Origin of the sequence: Rossellomorea sp. RS05, from assembly GCF_039822645.1 — a bacterium.
GTDB lineage: Bacteria > Bacillota > Bacilli > Bacillales > Bacillaceae_B > Rossellomorea > Rossellomorea marisflavi_B.
The window spans coordinates 228,938-247,369 of sequence record NZ_JBDKWY010000006.1 but is presented as its reverse complement, the minus strand read 5'-3'; the positions used below and the strand labels follow the sequence as shown (position 1 = coordinate 247,369).

The following is an 18,432-nucleotide window of genomic DNA, read 5'->3' as shown; positions in this document are numbered from 1 at the left end:
ACGCATCGGAACCGTCCCCTTGCTTCACTCTATTCTATTTTTTCCAACAGTGTGTAGGCTTGTTCTTTTGTTTGGACGGAGAGGAGCTGGTTGCGGAAGTCGTCGTCCATGAGCTGGCGTGATAGGAGCTGAAGGATCTTTAAATGTTCGTTGCCGGCGCTTTGCTTCGGTACGGCGATCATGAAGATAAGCTTGGCATCGGATCCGTCCAGGCTCTTCCAGTCTACTCCGTCCCGTTTGATGCCGAATACGACGCTTGGTTTTTGGACCGAATCGGACTTACCATGCGGAATGGCGATGTTCATGCCGATCCCGGTGGAGCTTTCTTCTTCACGGGCAATGATGGCTTCCTTGAAGTCTGCTGTTGAAGCGATGCTTCCATTGGCATGAAGCTTGGTGATCATTTCGTCGATGACGTCATCACGGGTCTCCCCGGCGAGGTCGATCTCGATCAGGTCGAAGTTCGTGATATCGGTCAGGCGGTTGATTTCAACCGGTGCTGCAGCCTGTGTTGCCTCAGGCGCAGTTTTGTGTACGGCAGGTTCTTCACCTTTCTCCTCTACAGGTACGCTTACTGAGACACCTTCAGGAGTAAGGGCTTCTTCCACAATGTCTTTTTTCAATAGATTCACGACGATGGCTGCGACGAACGAGCCGACGATGACGGCGACGAAGAACATGAATACATTATCCACGGCACCAAGTACGGCAACGATCGGACCACCGTGTGCCACGCGGTCTCCTACGTGACCGAGCATGGCGATGACGGAACCGGTCATGGATCCGATCATGATGCTCGGGATGACGCGGAGTGGATCTTGTGCAGCGAATGGGATTGCTCCTTCGGTGATTCCGAAGAGCCCCATCGTGAACGATGCTTTCCCTGTTTCTTTCTCAGCGGCATGGAATTTCTTGCGGCCGATGAATGTTGCGAGTCCCATGGAGATCGGAGGGATACAGATCGCTGCGGCAATAGGGCCCATGATCTCATAGTTTCCTTCTCCGATCATGGCAGATCCGAAGAGGAAGGCGACCTTGTTGACCGGCCCACCCATATCGAATGACACCATGGCTCCAAGGATCAATGCAAGAAGAATGGAGCTCGTTCCCTGCATACCGGCGAGCCAGTCTGTCAGGACTTCAAAGATATTCGCAACCGGCGCCCCGATCAGATAAACGAAGGCAAGACCGACGATGAGGGAGGCGAGTACCGGGATGATGATGATCGGCATGATCGGCATGATGGCTTTTGGTACTTTGATCTTCTTGATCAAGAGAGCGGCATACCCTGCAAGGAAACCGGCGATGATCCCACCGATGAATCCGGCTCCTGCTTCACTTCCATAAAAACTTCCGTTGGCGGCGATGAATCCTCCGACGACACCTGGTGCAAGACCCGGCCTGTCGGCGATGCTGTAGGCGATGAACCCGGCGAGGATCGGCACCATGAACGTGAAGGACGCAGAACCGATGGCTTCGATATGCTTCCAGAATGAATCATCCGGAATGACCAGTCCGCCCGGCGTTTTCTGGCCTCCGAGTGTGAGGGCCACGGCGATGAGCAGACCGCCGATGACGATGAACGGAACCATGTACGATACGCCGTTCATAAGGTGACGATAAATCGGGTTTTCTTTCTTATCGGACTTCTTCTCGGTCTGTCCGCTTGATTGATGGATCGGAGCATTTCCGTCAATCACCTTTTGGATGAGTTCCTTCGGCTTGCGGATCCCGTCCTGTACGCCCGTGACGAGGAGCTGCTTGCCGTTGAAGCGGTCTTTGTTGACGGTTTTATCAGCGGCGATGATGATGCCTGCTGCTTCTTGAATGTCTTTATCGGTCAGTTCGTTCTCGACACCGATGGAGCCCTGTGTCTCGACTTTTATTTCGACGCCCATTTCTTTGGCTGCTTTTTCGAGGTTCTCGGCGGCCATGTATGTATGGGCAATTCCATTTGGACATGAGGTGATAGCTAGTATTTTCATAGTGTCTGTCTCCTTTATCGAAATCGCTTACATTTACTATACACCTAGAATCCTGTCGAAAAAGGTCAAGTTGTTACCGGAGATTGTGGTAAAAGTGGATATATTGTTTTTCGCGGGGTTATGATTCTAGGTCACTAATCCATAGATGGGACGTGTCTTTCCGCTTCGGTCGACCGCTTTCCTGCGGGGCGGGCGGTGAGCCGCTTTTCCTGCTGGAGTCGGTCGACCTCCGCTGCAAGACACTTGTGGGTAATAGTAGGAGATGTTCCTACCGATTGGTCCATTTAATATCTTGTACTCAGACCTATGACCCTTTTCCCACGAGCTTAGGGCTTACTCCCCCTTAAGAAAACATAAAAAAGAGGCCGTTTCATACGGCCCCGAGATGGGTCAGGAATGTCATGGCGTCACGGTCGGAAAGGAGCTGCTCGATCCGTTCCGGGTTCTCGGTGAGGTGAGAGATTTCCTGGAAGAGCTGGCGGGATTCGGCCGGGTCGGTGCTTTTGACGGCGAGGAGGAAGACGAGGGAGACCTTCTCCTCGCCCCATTCGATCGGTTCTCGCAGGGTGGCGATGGGGATGGCCGACTGGTGGATGAGGTCGGGATGACCATGGGGGATGGCGATGCCTGCTCCGATGGTGGTGGCCGACATCCGTTCGCGGATCATGGCATTTTCTATGTAGGCATGATCGACGAACCCTTTGTCCACGAGGGTCCCTGCAAGCTTCCGGATCAACTCATAGCGAGTGAAGCCCTCCTGTTGAGGAAAGACGAGGAACGGGTTGGCGAACTTCAGGATGATTGACTCCTTCTGTCCCCTTTGCACCGGGTCCTCGAGATACTTCAATCGCTCTTTCAACCTTTCTTCATCTTGTTTCCCTAGGAGCGGGGAGACGACGATCGCCGGGACGCCCATGTCGGGAAGGCTGATTGTGGAGATGATGAGATCCGTCTCGCTTGTCTCAAGGAAGGACTGCAGCTCCCCTTTCCCGATGCTTGCCAGCACGAGGACAGACGCGAATTTCCGCTCGATTTTTGTACGAAGGAGCTGGGACATCCCCATTCCCATATGACAGACGATGACGACTCTTTTCACATCCGTTATGGGCTGCTGAAGACGTTCGAGGGACGCCTGGAAGTGAAGGGTGATATAGGCCGCTTCCTCTTCCGGCACCTCGATGCCTTCCAGTTCTTCAAGTACAAGCATGATCCGGTCGAACATGAACGGATACATCCGCTTGATGTCTCCGAGCATCACATTCGTGACGGGAAGCCCGTATGTCAGGCGATTCAACGTGGAATTCAAGTGCACGGTCAGACCGTTGAAGAGTTCCGGGTCACTGTAGAAATCCACTCCGTGCATCTCGGACAGCTTCCCGAGAAGAAGGTCTGTCACTTCCCCGAGTCGATTGTCGTGACCGGTAAGCTCGCGGATCGCTTCGTCATCCTGATAGCGAAACTTTCCGCCAAGGAAATGCAGGGCCAGGTATGCCTGCTCCGCTTCGGGAAAGCGAACGGAAAAATACGGTTCGATCCCTTCGAGGAATGCCACCGTCCATTCGTATTCTTTCTTTTCCATGATCATCGTTTTTTCTTTTTCCGAAAGGGAGATCGTCTGCTGCAGCTTCGTCCTCTTGATCATGAGGAGGGTATGAACGACGATCCGTTCGAAGGTTTCATCGGTCAGATGAAGATCGAACCTCTCCTGCAGTTCTTCAAGCCTCCGCCGCACGATGGTGATCTCATGCTGGGTAAATTGGGCGCTGATGAAGGAATCCGCCCCATCATCCACGAGCTGTGAAAGCCGCGTCAAAGCCAGACGACGGTTCAGCTCGGTCCCTTCGATCGTGAGCCCCACCTTCTGCTTTGACAGAAGCTCCAGATCAAACCGTTTCAACCAGTCCCCAATCCGTTCGAGGTCCTTCCTGATCACCGACTTGCTTACATAATACCGATCTACCAGGTTCTGCACGACGACAGGGTCTGTATTCATGAGAAGAAAGTACGCAATCTGGACGATCCGATCCTCCTCATCCACATGACCGCTTCCCCTCGTTTGCAGTTCGCGGTATAGCTCCGCACGGTCGCGTCCGTCGATTTCCAGACAGATTCCCTGACCCGGCTTCCGGATCAACTCCGCCGTCGGATAGGCTGCCATGGATTCCTGTATCACCTTGAGGTCGTTCCGCACCGTTTTTTCAGAACAGTGCAGCTCCTCACTGAATTCTTTGATCAAGACATATTCATGATGCCGGCTCACCAGCATCCGCAAGATCTCCTGCTGTCTTTCATTCATGCTCGTCACCTTCTCTGTTTTGACAGGGAGTTTTATCTATTTATGATACTTTTTGCTTACGGAAATGTAAACAAACGTTTGAATGGAGGGAGTGGATTGAGTACTGTCCCGGGTGGTGGGGTTAAACAGTTGTTTAGATTTGGTGGTGGAAGATCGGAGGGGTGGTTGTATGAGATGCTCCGTCCGTTTGTTGGGGATGTGGGAATGGAGAAGGCCTGGGCGTGTTGGCAGATCTCTTATTTGCTTCTTTTATCAAGACCTAGCGGAATGGTTCGCTTATTTGCAAATAGGGTCCAGATATCAGCGATACTCTAGGACGAAAATACTCCATCCGGCCTCTATGACATCATTCGACAGTTCTTGCAGCCACTTTTCCCTGTTTTAAGGATTCTGGCACTGTCTGGTAGGTCCAGCGAGAGCCCATACTTGCGAATTCTCAAGAAATAATTGCGAAAATCAAAAAATTATTTGCGGAACTAAAAAATTTATTTGCGAATCGGATTTCGGACCGTTTTCTTATTTTGCGAACAAAGTTGTTACCATATGATTGAATCTCAATACTTGCGCTCAACCCGGTTTCCATACGAAACCCGCCTATTATTTGCGAACCCGAATCCGCCCCACCAGCCAGCAAACAAAAAAGAAGCGCAAAACCCAAAGGTCCTGCGCTCCCCCTCTATCCATTACACATGAGAAACAATCAATTCAACCTGACCTTCCACTTCAAACGTCTCCACTTCGGCAGGGATGATGAGATGCATACCCTTTTCCAACACGTGGTCTTCGCCCTGCACGCGCAGTGTCCCCGCTCCGCTCAGTACGCTGGCGAGCTGGAACGGCTTGTCCTGTACAAAGGATGCGTGACCGTTCACTTCCCATTTGTGTACGGTGAAGTATTCCGCTTCAACGAAGGTGGTGATCGTCACACCGTCGCGGCTGTCGACCTTCGGCTCCACGGCTTCTGCCGTATGTGGGATCGTGGTCACGTCGATGGATTTGTCGATGTGCAGCTCACGGGTGTTGCCTTCTGCATCGGTACGGTCGTAGTCGTATACGCGATACGTCGTATCGGAGCTCTGCTGCGTTTCAAGGACGAGTGTACCCGTGCAGAGGGCATGGATTGTGCCGCTTGGTACATAGAAGAAGTCGCCCGGTTTGATCTTCACGCGGCGGAGTAGATCGCTCCACTCCCCTTTTTCGATCATGCTTGTGAATTCTTCTTTGGAAAGGGCGTTGTGACCGAAGATCATGTCTGCTCCTTCATCACAGTCGATGATGTACCAGCATTCAGTCTTTCCGAGCTCTCCATTTTCATTGATGTTTGCGTAGCTGTCGTCAGGATGCACCTGGACAGACAGATCGGCGTTGGCATCGAGGATTTTCGTCAATAACGGGAATACAGGTGAATCGTAATTCCCAAATAATTCAGGGTGCTGCTCCCAAAGTTCACCGACGGTTTTCCCTGCAAATTCTCCGCTTCTGACGGTACTTTGTCCGTTCGGGTGTCCTGAAATGGCCCAGCATTCGCCAGTCTTGTCAGAAGGAATGTCATAACCGAATTGATCCCTGAGGGCCGTCCCTCCCCAAATTCGTTCCTGGAACACGGGTGTTAAGAATAATGGTTGATTCATGATGGTCCTCCTATGTATGTAAGAATGAACAGAGCCATTCCTTTTTCGCTTCCCCACTATTTTCTTACATTGTGAGAAGGGTTTCAATCTTTTTTATTCCATTGCCATGCCAGAAGGCGGATGCCAGGAATTGTTCATTGACTGTTCCGCCCCTCTCCCCTATCTTGGAGCCATATAGCCCAATCATAAAATTCCGCTTGCATTGGCATTACTATATAGAGAGTTCGGGTAAGGAATACTGTCAGTCTTAAATGAGGTGAAAAAAGGTGAGGATCTTTTTGTACATAGCACTTGCCGCGGTAGCGTTGGCGGGCTTTCTTTTCATGACTGAAGGAAAAGAAGAGAAGGTGAAGGAAAAGCACTGGATGGGCGCCTGGATGACGGCGATGCAGGAGCCCTTCAAGGACGGTGAATCCCATGAAGGGTTCAAGGATCAGACCGTGCGCATGGTGGTCAAACCCCATGTGGACGGAGATCAGGTCCGCATCCGGCTGTCAAACGTGTTTTCAGATGAAGAGCTGAATGTCGACAAAGTGAGCATCGGCATAACGAAAAAAGGAGCGGAAACAAAGGGAGAACCTGTATCCGTCTCCTTCGACGGTAAAAAGGATGTGCGCATCCCGGCCGGCGAACGGACCTCTAGTGATCCGATCCCCATCAAGATCTCTGAAGATGAAGCTCTGACGGTGAGCCTTTATTTCAAAGGGGAATCAGGACCTGCCACCTGGCACCCGAGGTCGATGCAGACAACCTATTCCGCTGATGGAGACGCCACTGGCAAGGCAGGAAAAGACGGCTACAAATCCATTGAAAAAGGATGGTACTGGCTTGATGGGGTCGAAGTGCGGACAGATAAGAAAGTCAAAGGGTCCATCGTCGTCCTCGGCAGCTCAATTGATAATGGAAATGATTCAAAGATCGACTCCAATCACCGGTGGACGGACTATCTGTCTGAGCGGATCAATGATAAGGCCGATGGAAAATGGACGGTCCTGAACGCAGGAATCTCTGCGAATCAGCTCCTCGACAGCCCGGAGGAAAAAGGGGAAAAAGCCCCCGATCGACTGAAGAGGGATGTGTTTGAACAAACCGGCGTGAAAGGCGTCATCGTTCATCAGGGCATAAATGACATCCGCCATCATCCGGAGACAGATGCCGTGACCATCATCGATGAAATGAAGGCCATGATCAAGGAGGCCCATAAGAACGGCGTCGAAATCTACGGGGTCACGATCTCCCCATACAATGACTCAGGAAAATATACCGCGGAAGGCGACCGGACGCGCCGCAAGGTCAACGCATGGATACGGAACAGCGGCGCCTTCGACGGGGTGATCGACTTTGATAAAGTACTTCGGAATGCAGATGATCCATCCAGACTCCAGCCGAAATACAATTCAGGGGACGGACTGCATCCAAATGAAGCGGGGTACCGACAAATGGCCGAGACGGTAAAACTGAAGATGTTTGAGCATTGAAGTGATAGGCAGAGCAAATGACAAAGAAGCGGTCCCGCCTAATGGGGCCGCTTCTTTCGTCATCTCCTAACAAACGCCCTTCTCTCCGCATATTCAGTACACTTCCTGCACACGAGCACCGGCTCCCCACGGTCATTCTTGTAACGCTGGAACTGCACGGGCTTCCGGCCGCATACTGCGCAGCGGGATGGCTTGAACCATTGCCTGATTGTGTTGAGCATTCCTGTTCCCCCTTGTATATAATCCGTTTAATCCAGTTTAGAAAAATCCTCCTCCATTATGCAATCATTTCTACTCCCGTAGTTTAGTTGGAAAGAAATAGTGGTAGAGAATGAGAGACATATACACCAGGAGGGAATACTTATGGCAAAAACGCTGGCAGGACATGCCGCTGCAGACGTCCTTCAAAACTGGGACGTTCAGCATATCTTCGGGATGCCCGGTGATTCGATCAATAACTTTGTTGATGTACTTCGCGGAAAGAAAGACGACATTGAGTTCATCCAGATCCGTCATGAGGAAGTGGCGGCATTGGCAGCCTCGTCCTATGCAAAGCTGACCGGGAAGATCGGTGTCTGCATGACGATCGGAGGACCTGGCGCGATCCATCTGTTGAACGGACTGTATGACGCAAAGGCCGACGGAGCACCGGTGCTGGTCCTCGCAGGTCAGGTGGCGACAACGGAACTCGGCCGGGATTCATTCCAGGAGGTTCATCTGGCACGCATGTTCGACGACGTTTCGGTCTATTCAGAGACCGTAGCCTCGGCGGAAGCTTTCCCTGACATGCTGAACCAGGCCATCCGCACAGCCTATGCGCGAAATGGGGTCGCCGTCCTCGTCATCCCGGACGACATCCCGAGGGACAAAATCAAGAATGCAACTTCTTTCACATCGAGTCTGACATCATTCTCAAGACACATCCCTCAAAAGGAGGATCTCATCACCGGTCTCAACTTCATCGAAAATGCCAAGCGCCCTGTCATCCTGGCAGGAACCGGAACGAAAGCGGCAAAGAAAGAGCTCGAGGCATTCGCCGATACGATCGGGGCCCCGATCATCTTCACCCTTCCCGCTAAAGGCGTGCTGCCGGACCGGCATCCTCTGAACCTCGGACAGCTTGGTCAGATTGGGACGAAGCCTGCATATGAAGCAATGGAAGAAACAGACCTCATGATCATGATCGGAACCTCCTTCCCGTACCGGGATTATCTACCGGATGATGCCGAAGCGATCCAGGTCGATGTGGATCCCGCCCAGATCGGTAAGCGGTACCCCGTCTCCGCCGGCATCGTAGGGGATACGGCCCTCGTACTGGAGGAATGGAATAAGCACCTCCAGCGCAGGGACGATCGCTCCTTCCTGGAAGAGTGCCAGAAGAATATGCAGAACTGGTGGACCCATATCGGGAAAGACACGGAAGAAACGTCCACACCACTCAAAGCACCCCAGGTCATCCCTCACATCGAGCGGATTGCAGACGAGGATGCCGTCCTTTCTGTTGATGTCGGAAACGTAACCGTGTGGATGGCCCGCTACTTCAACATCACCAATCAGGACTTCATCATTTCCAGCTGGCTGGCCACGATGGGTTGCGGACTGCCGGGTGCCATTGCAAGCTCGCTCGCCTATCCGGACCGACAGGCCATCGCCGTCTGCGGAGACGGTGGTTTCGCGATGAACATGCAGGACTTCGTGACCGCCGTTAAATATAAGCTTCCGATCATCGTGGTGGTGCTCAACAACAGCCGCATCGGCATGATCAAGTATGAACAGGAAGCAGCCGGTCATCTTGAATACGCCACAGAGCTTCAGGAGATCGATTTTGCCCAATTCGCCAAGTCATGCGGAGGGGAAGGCTATCACGTGAAGACATACGAAGACCTCGGACCTGCCTTCGATATGGCGAAAGCATCGAATAAACCTGTCATCATCGATGTTGAAATCGACCTTGAACCTCCCCTTCCAGGCAAAATCACCTGGGAACAGGCCCAAGGCTATACGAAACATATGATGAAGAAATTCTACAAAGATCACAGCGTCGAAATGCCGCCTCTCAAGAAAGCTTTGAAGCGCCTGTTCTGACCATGATTTGGCCGGGCATCCGCCCGGCTTTTTTCCATTCAATCACTAAAGGGGGCTACCTCATGGAAACGATCTTACTCTGGATCCTGCTCATCCTCCTTGCCCTGGTCATCCTAGTTCCCTCCGCCTTTCTTTTTTACATATGGCGGGTCGATGAACGCCAGGAGGAACATGCGATTTTGCGTCACTATCCCGTTCTCGGCAAGATGCGATATATCCTCGAGAAGATGGGACCCGAGCTCAGGCAATATTTCTTCAATAATGATTCTGAAGGGAAACCCTTCTCCCGGAATGACTACACAAGCACGGTGAAATCCGGCAAGTATAACACCCGCATGCTCGGCTTCGGTTCGGAGCGCGATTTCGACGGGGAGGGCTACTTCATCCGGAATACCCTCTTCCCCATCCAGCGAGATGAGCTGAACGTGGACAATGAAAAAAAGGTGCCGACGAAAGTATACAAGATTGATAAGGACAACCTCTTCAACCGCAAGGAACATCGTGAAGAAACGTTGGCCGATCCGTTCCTCCTGAAAGATGAAGACGCTCCCATCATCGGCGAGTACACATGCCGCCATCCCTTCCGCGTCAAAGGGCTCGTCGGACAGTCGGCCATGAGCTACGGCTCCCTCGGGGGCAACGCCATCACCGCCCTGTCGACGGGACTCGGACTTGCCGGTGGAACATGGATGAACACCGGGGAAGGAGGGTTATCGAAGCACCATTTAAAAGGCGGCGTCGACATCATCTGCCAGATAGGACCCGGGCTATTCGGTGTGAGGAAGAAAGACGGGGATTTCTCCTGGGAAGAATTCAAAAAGAAGAGCGATCTGAAAGAAATCAAAGCGTTCGAATTGAAACTTGCCCAAGGAGCCAAGACCCGTGGCGGCCATCTTGACGGTAAGAAGGTCACACCTGAGATTGCCTCGATCCGTAACGTGGAGGCGTGGGAGTCCATCGACAGCCCGAACAGATTCCGTGAGTTCAAATCCCCTGAAGGCATGCTCGACTTCATCGAACAACTTCGTGAAGTCGGTGGAAAACCCGTCGGCATCAAGCTCGTCGTCGGGAACACCGGGGATATCGAGGAGCTCGCTTCCTTCATGGCCAAAACGGGCCGACACCCCGATTTCATCACCGTCGATGGTGGTGAAGGCGGTACTGGTGCTTCCTACCAAGAGCTTGCCGATGCCACGGGGGTGCCCATCAAATCGGCTCTCCCCTTCGTCCATGATACCCTTGTCAGGCACGGTGTCCGGGACAAGGTGAAGATCTTTGCATCAGGGAAGCTCCTTACACCCGACAAGATTGCGTATGCCCTCGCCCTTGGAGCCGACTTCGTCAATATCGCCAGGGGACTCATGTTCTCCGTCGGCTGCATCCAGGCTCAGGTATGCCACACGAACAACTGTCCCGTCGGGGTTGCCACCACCGACGATAAGCTTCAGGAATCACTCGTGGTCGAAGAGAAGTCCTTCCGCGTCTGCAACTACATCCTTTCTCTCAGGGAAGGGCTCTTCAATCTCGCAGCAGCGGCCGGTATCGATTCCCCGGCAAAATTCACCCGGGACCACATCGTATACAAGGACCGGGACGGCCGCCTGATGCCCCTGTCACCCGATGTCCCTCAGAAAGCCCTGTAAGCATAGCAAAGCCCGGTGATGCCACCGGGCTTTTGTTCTATTTCAACATTCCATTCACAAGCCGGAACGCTTTCTCCCACTTCTCCCGGTACGACCCCGAGAGCGTGGTGAACGTAATGCCGTTCTTTTCCAGCAGCTCCTGTAGCCTCTCGTGATTCTGCCTCCGGACTGTTTCTTCCCCGTGCATCCGCCAGCCGTCATCCACCCACTCGACGTCAGGCTCAAGGAGCAGATACAGATCATATTCCTGGGCTTTTGCGATGGAATCCAGTACCTCCTGAAGCTTCCCATTATACAGCTCAGAATAAAATTGGGTCACCGTCGCTTCCGTATCCACGAACAGGACGCGATTGCTGAAGGCAGAGGCCTTCTCTACCTGACGCTGCTGCTCATAAGCGATCATGGGGTAATCCTCATCAAGGAGCACCCCGTCATATCCACCAATCTCCTCACAGCGCGTCCGGCCGTATTCCGCCACATAATTGGTATTGAAAACCGAAGCCAGATTCCGCACGAGCGTCGATTTCCCGCAGCTCTCGGTACCGACCACTACGACTTTTTTCACGTAATACGATTTTGCCACAGACGGGATCATATCCCAGTGATGGTACACCCCGTCAGTCCTGATCCTGGTGGCAGAAATCGGGGCAGCTACCCGTTCTTCATCCAAGATGATGTGCTCGGCACCGGGGTAGCACTCCCCGAAGATATCGGTGTACCCCCGTTCCGACGAAAAGACCGCATCAATGGGCTTGCCAATTGCCTCTTTGATCAAGTCTGCTCCCTCTCTCCAGTCATAATCCTCATCTCCCGCATCGTCTTCAATCGATACAACATGAACGTAAGGCATATCCTTCGTAAGCTGATGGAGCCAGCGCAGTCGGACCGCCGCCGGAACATAGGGGAAATCCGTTCGGGCGCAGATCTCCCGGTCCCGCTTTTCCGAATGTGACAACACGACATACAGCTCCTCCACCATGGTGGACGCCTGAATCAGGGCATACACATGTCCCTGGTGAAGCGGCAGGAACTTCCCGCCGTAAAATCCGATTTTCTTCATATCATGCTGCCTCCATTCCCTGTTGGCTTCCAATTCGTCTCCAGTTGATGTACCCGTAGACGCTGTTCACAAGGAACGCACTCCACATCACCAGCATGGCAAAGTCATTACCTCCCTGGGTCATCAGGGTCGTGAGCCAAAGGACGATGGAGAGGACATTCACCATGATCCATACGAGCCACTGCTCCGTGAACCGCTTCAGCATGAGGAGCTGGGCGATGACCGACAGCACCGTGGTGGCAGAATCGACCCACACATTCCGCCCGCCGATTTCTTGGAGAATCAGGGCATAGGCGATGAAACCAACGACGAATCCCGCAATCGTCCACACCCAGCCACGCTTACTTAGGGAATGGACCACCACATCCTCCCCACGTGCATCACTTTTCACAGTATGTCGGCTCCACAAATAGATCCCCACAAACTGGAGGGGAAAATAGAACAGGCCGTTCAGCATGACCTCCCCGTACAACCCGTAGCCGTAAGCGATGTACGCATACAGCCCGGTCTGGATGATCCCGAAATAGTAATTGGCGATCTTCCCCTTTGCCACCAGCACCACACACATCATCCCCGTCAGGGACACAATCAGCCCGAGAAAGGTGTCATCGAGGGCAACGAAAAGATACAGATTGATGACCGTAAAGACCGCCAGCCAGCACTTCTCAAACAGCGTCCAGTCCTTGAAGACACTCATCTCACATCAGCCCCCAGAGTATGTTTGAAATGCTCAAGCGCCCATTCGTGCCCCGCCTGATTAAAGCTAGCAACGGCTTCCCGGTGCACGACCATGCTGTACCCGAGGTTGTAGCCATCGACCGCTGTATGGAGGACGCAGATGTCCGTACATACACCAACAAGGTGGATCTCCCAGATGCCGCGCTCCCGCAGGCGCAGATCGAGCTCCGTTCCGGCGAAGGCACTGTATCTTGTTTTAACAAATTCAAGGACCGAAGCACCTGATGCTTTCACATCGTCATACGCCGTACGGACGGCTCCGTATAGCTCCCGTCCTTCCGTCCCCGCGATATTATGAGGCGGGAACAGTCTGGCTTCCGGATGGAACTCATCCCCTTCGAAGTGGATATCATTTGCCACGACCACATAGTCACCCACTTCAGCAAACTCCCTCATGAGCCCGGCAATCTTCCCTTGGATCACCTGCCCCGGCTCCCCGCACGTAAGCTTACCTTCATCCGCTACAAAATCCACCGTATAATCGATCACGATCAATGCTCTCTTCATTGTTCTTCCCCCTAAAGATTAATAGATTGATGGTGCAGGTGCCTCTCCCCTGAAGCGGAACAACCGCGTCGCCCGCTTCGCTGTCCGCGTCGTGGTCTTCACATTCCCTTCCCTGTCCGTCACGGGCTCAAGGAACGGGTATTTCGGGGCATCCCGATTGAAGGCAGACACATTGGCAATCCCCGGGTCATCCGTCATGAGAAGAAGAAGACTCCTAAGCTCTGATAGCGTGAATGCTTCAGGCAAAAACTCTTTCGCCACCGTCGTCTGTAACATCTCCCCCTGGATCATCCGGAAGGCATCATTCAACATGTCACGGTGATCAAACGCAAGATCCAACTCTAGCGCTTCCTCCCACGTGAACAGCTCCACTTCCGCTGCATCTTCTGAGGCCCTCCGGCCAGCCAGGTACCCGGCTTTTACAATCGCAAAGAATGCATTCGAGAGGATCCACCCGCGTGGATCACGACCCGGCACATCGTACACGGCAAAATGCTTCAGATGGATGCGATCGACCCCGGCCTCCTCCTTCAGTTCTCGGATCGCCGCTTCGGCCGCCGTCTCCTCTGGCCTGACGAAACCACCCGGCAGCGCCCATTTCCCCGCTTCTATATTCGGTTCCCCTTCAAGATTGACCTCAGCCCTTTTGATGAGCAGGATCTTCAGCGTCGGAGCCGGCGGTTTATGTTCCTCCGGGTAGTGGAGGTCGATGGTGAACACCGCGATGTCGCTCGTGTATCCATCCGGAGTGATGAAAGCTGGCTGGTTGGTGCGTGAGGATGTAGTGTGATTCATGACAGGCTCCTTTTTAATTTGCAATTTGTTAATTAATAATAGTGTACGCTGTGGAGGGAGGATTTGGCAAGAGTTTTTTTGGTGTGGCTCGCAGTCTTGTACTCTATTTGCTACATTTTTTGTATCCTAGTGAGAGGGTGGAGATATCCAACTCAAACAAAAAAAGCAGAGGAATTCATCCCCTGCTTTCATCAAACCTATATCCAATTAAATCCCGCTCAACGCATCCTCTACAGAATGATCGCCGCTCTTAATGAACACGGATTTCTTCTTCAAATTTTCTTTCCCGATCGCTCCTACAAGGACACGCGCCACGTCTCCACGCGGAATCTCATAGCTTCCAGGATCACCGGTCAGCTCTGCCTTCACATCGACCTTCCCTGTTGGATCATCGTTTTTGAGTGGTCCGGGATGGACGGTCGTGTAGGCAAGTGACGATTTTTGCAGGTAGTCATCTGCCATATGCTTGGCAACGGCGTATGGTTTCATCTTGTCGCTCTCTGAATCCGGGTCAAGGCTGTCGGTTGCGCTCAGCAAGACGAAGTGTTTGACGTCATGTTTCTCCGCGTAGTTCACTGCTTTGACGGCACCCCATAGGTCAATGAGCATTGTTTTGTCAGCTCCCGTGCTTCCGCCTGATCCGGCTGCGAAGACAACGGCATCCACATTATCGAACGCATGGGAGAAATCTTCTTCAAGATCCCCCAATACGACTTTATCAGCACCTGCTGATTCGAGATCTTTGATCTGCTCTTCTTTCCTCACTAGGGCAACGGATTGATGATCCGACTCCTTCAGCTGTTCGATCACCTGGGTTCCTACTTGTCCGTTTGCTCCGATTACTAAGACGTTCATGATATCCCTCCATAATGTAATTAACTGAATATGTTCATATCCTATCTATTCCCTTTTATTTCTCCATCAAACGTCACGACTCTCTCCGTCCCTCTATCTCTGTAAAGACATTGAAAATTAATAACCTACTAAAAACAGGTAAAAGGAACGATTCCACTTTCTCTCAAAACGAAACCAAATACTTCCTGTTACCGTATGATTGGTATAAGGAGGAGATGTTCATGATATGCAAAGAATGCAACGGCACCGAATTCATAAAGGCAACGGATTTCATTAATCTTCGCCCTCTTCATAAAAGGATGAGCGTGGGAACGGAGAAGATCTTCACGATCTGCGCCGGATGCGGGGAAGTGGTTTCCATTAAAGTGCGAGACACAACCAAGCTGAAATAAACGGATGATCGGTGGTATAATCCCCTTACATGCCATATAATTTAAATTATCAGAAAATAAATGGGGGATACCATGCTTTCTCAGAATCAGATGGTGGACTGGCTAGAAGGCGTTATAGAAGCCATCCATGACGGGATATTAGTCATTGACCGGAATGGAACCGTTCAATTGATCAATGAAGAATATACACAGATAACAGGAGTCAGACGAGAACAAATCATCGGGAAACCATTGATACAGGTACGTCCCAGCGCCAAGCTCCCTCAGGTTTTAAAAGATGGACAAGCCAGGGAAGGTGTCTTTCGCAAAGAAAAATCCTTGGAATATGTAGTGGACATGGCTCCAATCATCAAGGATGATGAGGTCGTCGGGGCGGTATCCGTGTGCAAGAGCATTCCGGAAGTCTATCAGCTTTCTGAGGAATTAAAGCGAAGCCGGAAAAGGGTACAACAGTTGAAGCAGGCGTTCGGAAGGATTCATCAGTCCACCTACACGTTCTCGCACATCGTCGGACAAAACACAGACCTTCTCCACATGATCGAACGGGCAAAGAAAGCCGCAGCCACGAACCTGAGCATCCTACTGACAGGCGAATCCGGGACGGGAAAAGAACTTGTGGCCCAATCCATCCATCATACCAGTAGTCGATCCTCGTCCCCCTTCGTCCCAGTGAACTGCGCAGCCATCCCAAGTACGCTTTTGGAAAGTGAACTGTTCGGATACGAAAAAGGGGCCTTCACCTCTTCAAAGGAAGATGGAAAAATCGGCCTGTTCGAACTTGCCCATGGGGGAACGCTGTTCTTAGATGAGATTGGCGATATGCCGGTTGACCTTCAATCTAAACTGCTTCGGGTGCTTCAAGAAGGTACGTTCCGTAAGATCGGTGGCCTTGAAGAACAAAAGGTCGATGTTCGAATCATTGCCGCAACAAATAAAGACCTGCCCAGTATGGTCGCGAACAAAAAGTTCAGGGAAGACTTGTTCTATCGGATGAATACCATCCAACTGACCATCCCACCACTCAGGAAGCGCAAGGACGATATTCCTGCCATCCTGACATCTCTCCTGAAAGAGCAAGGTGACAGCGATATCCAGATTGACCCACAAGCGATGAGCACGCTTCACCAGTATGAATGGCCAGGGAATATACGGGAACTGAAGAATGCCGTCCACTACGCCATCAGTATGTGTGAAGGAAGCACCATATCGGTGGATCACCTTCCAGATACCATTCGCCCAACAGCAGGTCACCGTCAAATCGACAGCCACCGACTACTGGAAGACATTTTAAGAGACACAGAGAGAGAAGCGATTGTAAGCGCTTTAAACAAAACCGGTACCTCTGTCATCGGAAAGAAAGCCGCCGCCAAACAGCTTGGTATTTCCCTTGCTTCCCTTTATAACAAATTATCAAAACTGAATATTACTTGACTGTTCGCGCATAAACAGACAGTTTATGCGCTTTCCAGTTTCATAGAAACGCATTTCCAAGATGTTAGAATTCACTCCCCCCAATAGGTTTCTCCCCTTTTGCCTCGTTGTAATTCCAACCTTTTAGAAATCCACTTATCCGAATCCCTTATTCTCATGCGCTTTTTGTCTTGGCACGATTGTTGCGTGTATATTTGTAAGCGCTTTAAAAAGGAGGAATATACGTATGTTGGCTTTACTCGGTTTTTTAACCATAGCGGTCTTTCTTTACTTGATTCTTTCTAAAAGGGTATCGGTCATCGTCGCTCTCATCCTGGTTCCCATTGTGTTCGGCCTGTTCACGTCGTCCATTTCGGAACTTGGAGAAATGATTCTCGCAGGAATCTCTGGTGTGGCTCCAACCGGCATCATGCTGGCGTTCGCCATCCTGTTCTTCGGAATCATGAACCGGGCTGGACTGTTTGACCCGTTCATCTCAAACGTCCTGAAACTGGTCAAGGGCGATCCACTCAAGATTGTCATGGGGACAGCCCTCATTGCCATGGCCACCCATCTGGATGGTTCAGGGGCCTCAACCTTCCTCATTACAATCCCAGCTCTATTGCCGATCTATGATCGACTTGGCATGAGCCGACTCGTCCTTACAGGGGTCACCGCACTTAGCTGTGGCGTCATGAACATGGTTCCTTGGGGAGGACCGACAGCACGGGCTGCAAGTTCCCTAGGGGTCGATGTGTCGTTGATCTTCAACCCCCTTCTTCCTGCCATGGGAATTGGACTGATTTGGGTCTTGTTCGTCAGCTATATCATCGGGAAGAGAGAACGCAAGCGGGTTGGTATCAAGGAATTCAACTACGACTTCCACGCTGAACTGAGTGAAGAGGAGCGAACAACACGTCGGCCGAAGCTTATCGGGCTCAACCTATTGATTACGGTCATCACAATTGTTGCCCTGATCAAGATTTGGCTACCACTTCCAGTCATATTCATGGTGGCCTTTGCTGTCGCCCTCCTGATCAATTATCCAAAACCGAAAGATCAGCAGGACCGCATCACCGAGCAAGCTAACGGAATGGTCTCTGTCGTTTCCATCATCTTCGCTGCCGGTATCTTCACCGGCGTCCTGTCAGGATCGGGCATGATCGAAGCGATGGCGACCGCCATGGTAGGTGTCATACCAGAAAGCACCGGGTCCTTTATGGCGCTTTTCGTTGCCATTACCAGTATGCCACTGAGCCTGGTCTTCACCCCTGATGCGTATTATTTCGGGGTGTTGCCTGTCTTAAGTGAGACGGCAGCCGCTTACGGGATTGCTCCTGAAGTCATCGGCAGGGCCGCTATTTTGGGACAGATGACCACAGGATTTCCATTGAGCCCCCTTACGGCGGCGACATTCCTTCTCATCGGATTGGCCCGCGTCGAGCTCGGGGACCATCAGCGTTTCATCTTCCTGTGGGCATTCGGATCCACCATCGTGATGACGATTGCCGCATTCATTACCGGAGCCCTTTCATTCTCGTAAATTAAGGAGTGTTC

General features: G+C 51.9%; 14 protein-coding genes. 6 read left to right on the top strand and 8 right to left on the bottom strand.

Translation table 11 applies throughout. The annotated features are described in order from the left end of the window. Positions 1-29: 29 nt before the first annotated feature. The 3 genes from ABJ225_RS16150 to manA all read right to left on the bottom strand — a co-directional run bounded on the left by ABJ225_RS16150 (position 30) and on the right by manA (position 5,912). Complete coding sequence (locus tag ABJ225_RS16150) at positions 30-1,985, bottom strand: PTS fructose transporter subunit IIABC (protein WP_290031951.1); 1,956 nt, start codon at positions 1,983-1,985, stop codon at positions 30-32. Positions 1,986-2,355: 370 nt separating this feature from the next. Further along, a complete protein-coding gene (locus ABJ225_RS16145; RefSeq protein WP_347321079.1) occupies positions 2,356-4,281 on the bottom strand; it encodes a BglG family transcription antiterminator in 1,926 nt (641 codons plus the stop codon). A 683-nt stretch (positions 4,282-4,964) separates the two neighbouring features. Further along, a complete protein-coding gene (gene manA / locus ABJ225_RS16140; RefSeq protein WP_347321078.1) occupies positions 4,965-5,912 on the bottom strand; it encodes a mannose-6-phosphate isomerase, class I in 948 nt (315 codons plus the stop codon). Positions 5,913-6,178: 266 nt separating this feature from the next. Between manA and ABJ225_RS16135 the strand changes: the two genes are divergently transcribed. The 3 genes from ABJ225_RS16135 to ABJ225_RS16125 all read left to right on the top strand — a co-directional run bounded on the left by ABJ225_RS16135 (position 6,179) and on the right by ABJ225_RS16125 (position 11,118). Further along, a complete protein-coding gene (locus ABJ225_RS16135) occupies positions 6,179-7,390 on the top strand; it encodes an SGNH/GDSL hydrolase family protein (protein ID WP_347321077.1) in 1,212 nt (403 codons plus the stop codon). Between the two features lie 363 nt (positions 7,391-7,753). After that, positions 7,754-9,475, top strand: a complete 1,722-nt coding sequence (locus ABJ225_RS16130; protein ID WP_048012449.1) for a pyruvate oxidase — start codon at positions 7,754-7,756, stop codon at positions 9,473-9,475. 62 nt (positions 9,476-9,537) lie between these two features. Then, the gene (locus ABJ225_RS16125; RefSeq protein ID WP_347321076.1) at positions 9,538-11,118 is read left to right on the top strand and encodes an FMN-binding glutamate synthase family protein; all 1,581 of its coding nucleotides are present in this window, start codon (positions 9,538-9,540) and stop codon (positions 11,116-11,118) included. A gap of 37 nt (positions 11,119-11,155) precedes the next feature. Here ABJ225_RS16125 and nadR read toward each other — a convergent pair whose 3' ends face one another. The 5 genes from nadR to ABJ225_RS16100 form a co-directional block, all read right to left on the bottom strand. Next, the gene (nadR, locus tag ABJ225_RS16120; RefSeq protein ID WP_218247576.1) at positions 11,156-12,178 is read right to left on the bottom strand and encodes a multifunctional transcriptional regulator/nicotinamide-nucleotide adenylyltransferase/ribosylnicotinamide kinase NadR; all 1,023 of its coding nucleotides are present in this window, start codon (positions 12,176-12,178) and stop codon (positions 11,156-11,158) included. 1 nt (position 12,179) lies between these two features. After that, positions 12,180-12,875, bottom strand: a complete 696-nt coding sequence (pnuC, locus tag ABJ225_RS16115) for a nicotinamide riboside transporter PnuC (RefSeq protein ID WP_079514452.1) — start codon at positions 12,873-12,875, stop codon at positions 12,180-12,182. Next, a complete protein-coding gene (locus ABJ225_RS16110) occupies positions 12,872-13,423 on the bottom strand; it encodes a cysteine hydrolase family protein (protein ID WP_347321075.1) in 552 nt (183 codons plus the stop codon). Before ABJ225_RS16110 ends, pnuC begins: the two co-directional genes overlap by 4 nt. An 18-nt stretch (positions 13,424-13,441) precedes the next feature. Continuing rightward, the gene (locus tag ABJ225_RS16105) at positions 13,442-14,218 is read right to left on the bottom strand and encodes an NUDIX domain-containing protein (protein ID WP_347321074.1); all 777 of its coding nucleotides are present in this window, start codon (positions 14,216-14,218) and stop codon (positions 13,442-13,444) included. Between the two features lie 207 nt (positions 14,219-14,425). Then, a complete protein-coding gene (locus ABJ225_RS16100) occupies positions 14,426-15,073 on the bottom strand; it encodes an SDR family oxidoreductase (RefSeq protein ID WP_309515893.1) in 648 nt (215 codons plus the stop codon). A gap of 221 nt (positions 15,074-15,294) precedes the next feature. Here ABJ225_RS16100 and ABJ225_RS16095 point away from each other — a divergent pair, with 221 nt between their 5' ends. The 3 genes from ABJ225_RS16095 (at position 15,295) to ABJ225_RS16085 (ending at position 18,418) form a co-directional block, all read left to right on the top strand. Further along, positions 15,295-15,465 carry a hypothetical protein gene (locus ABJ225_RS16095; protein WP_179125662.1) on the top strand — a complete coding sequence of 57 codons (171 nt, stop codon included), beginning with the start codon at positions 15,295-15,297 and terminating at the stop codon, positions 15,463-15,465. A 72-nt stretch (positions 15,466-15,537) separates the two neighbouring features. Beyond that, the gene (locus tag ABJ225_RS16090) at positions 15,538-16,896 is read left to right on the top strand and encodes a sigma-54 interaction domain-containing protein (protein ID WP_347321073.1); all 1,359 of its coding nucleotides are present in this window, start codon (positions 15,538-15,540) and stop codon (positions 16,894-16,896) included. 226 nt (positions 16,897-17,122) lie between these two features. Next, positions 17,123-18,418: a CitMHS family transporter gene (locus ABJ225_RS16085; RefSeq protein ID WP_347321072.1), complete on the top strand. Its 1,296-nt coding sequence runs from the start codon at positions 17,123-17,125 to the stop codon at positions 18,416-18,418. The last annotated feature ends 14 nt before the right edge of the window (positions 18,419-18,432 follow it).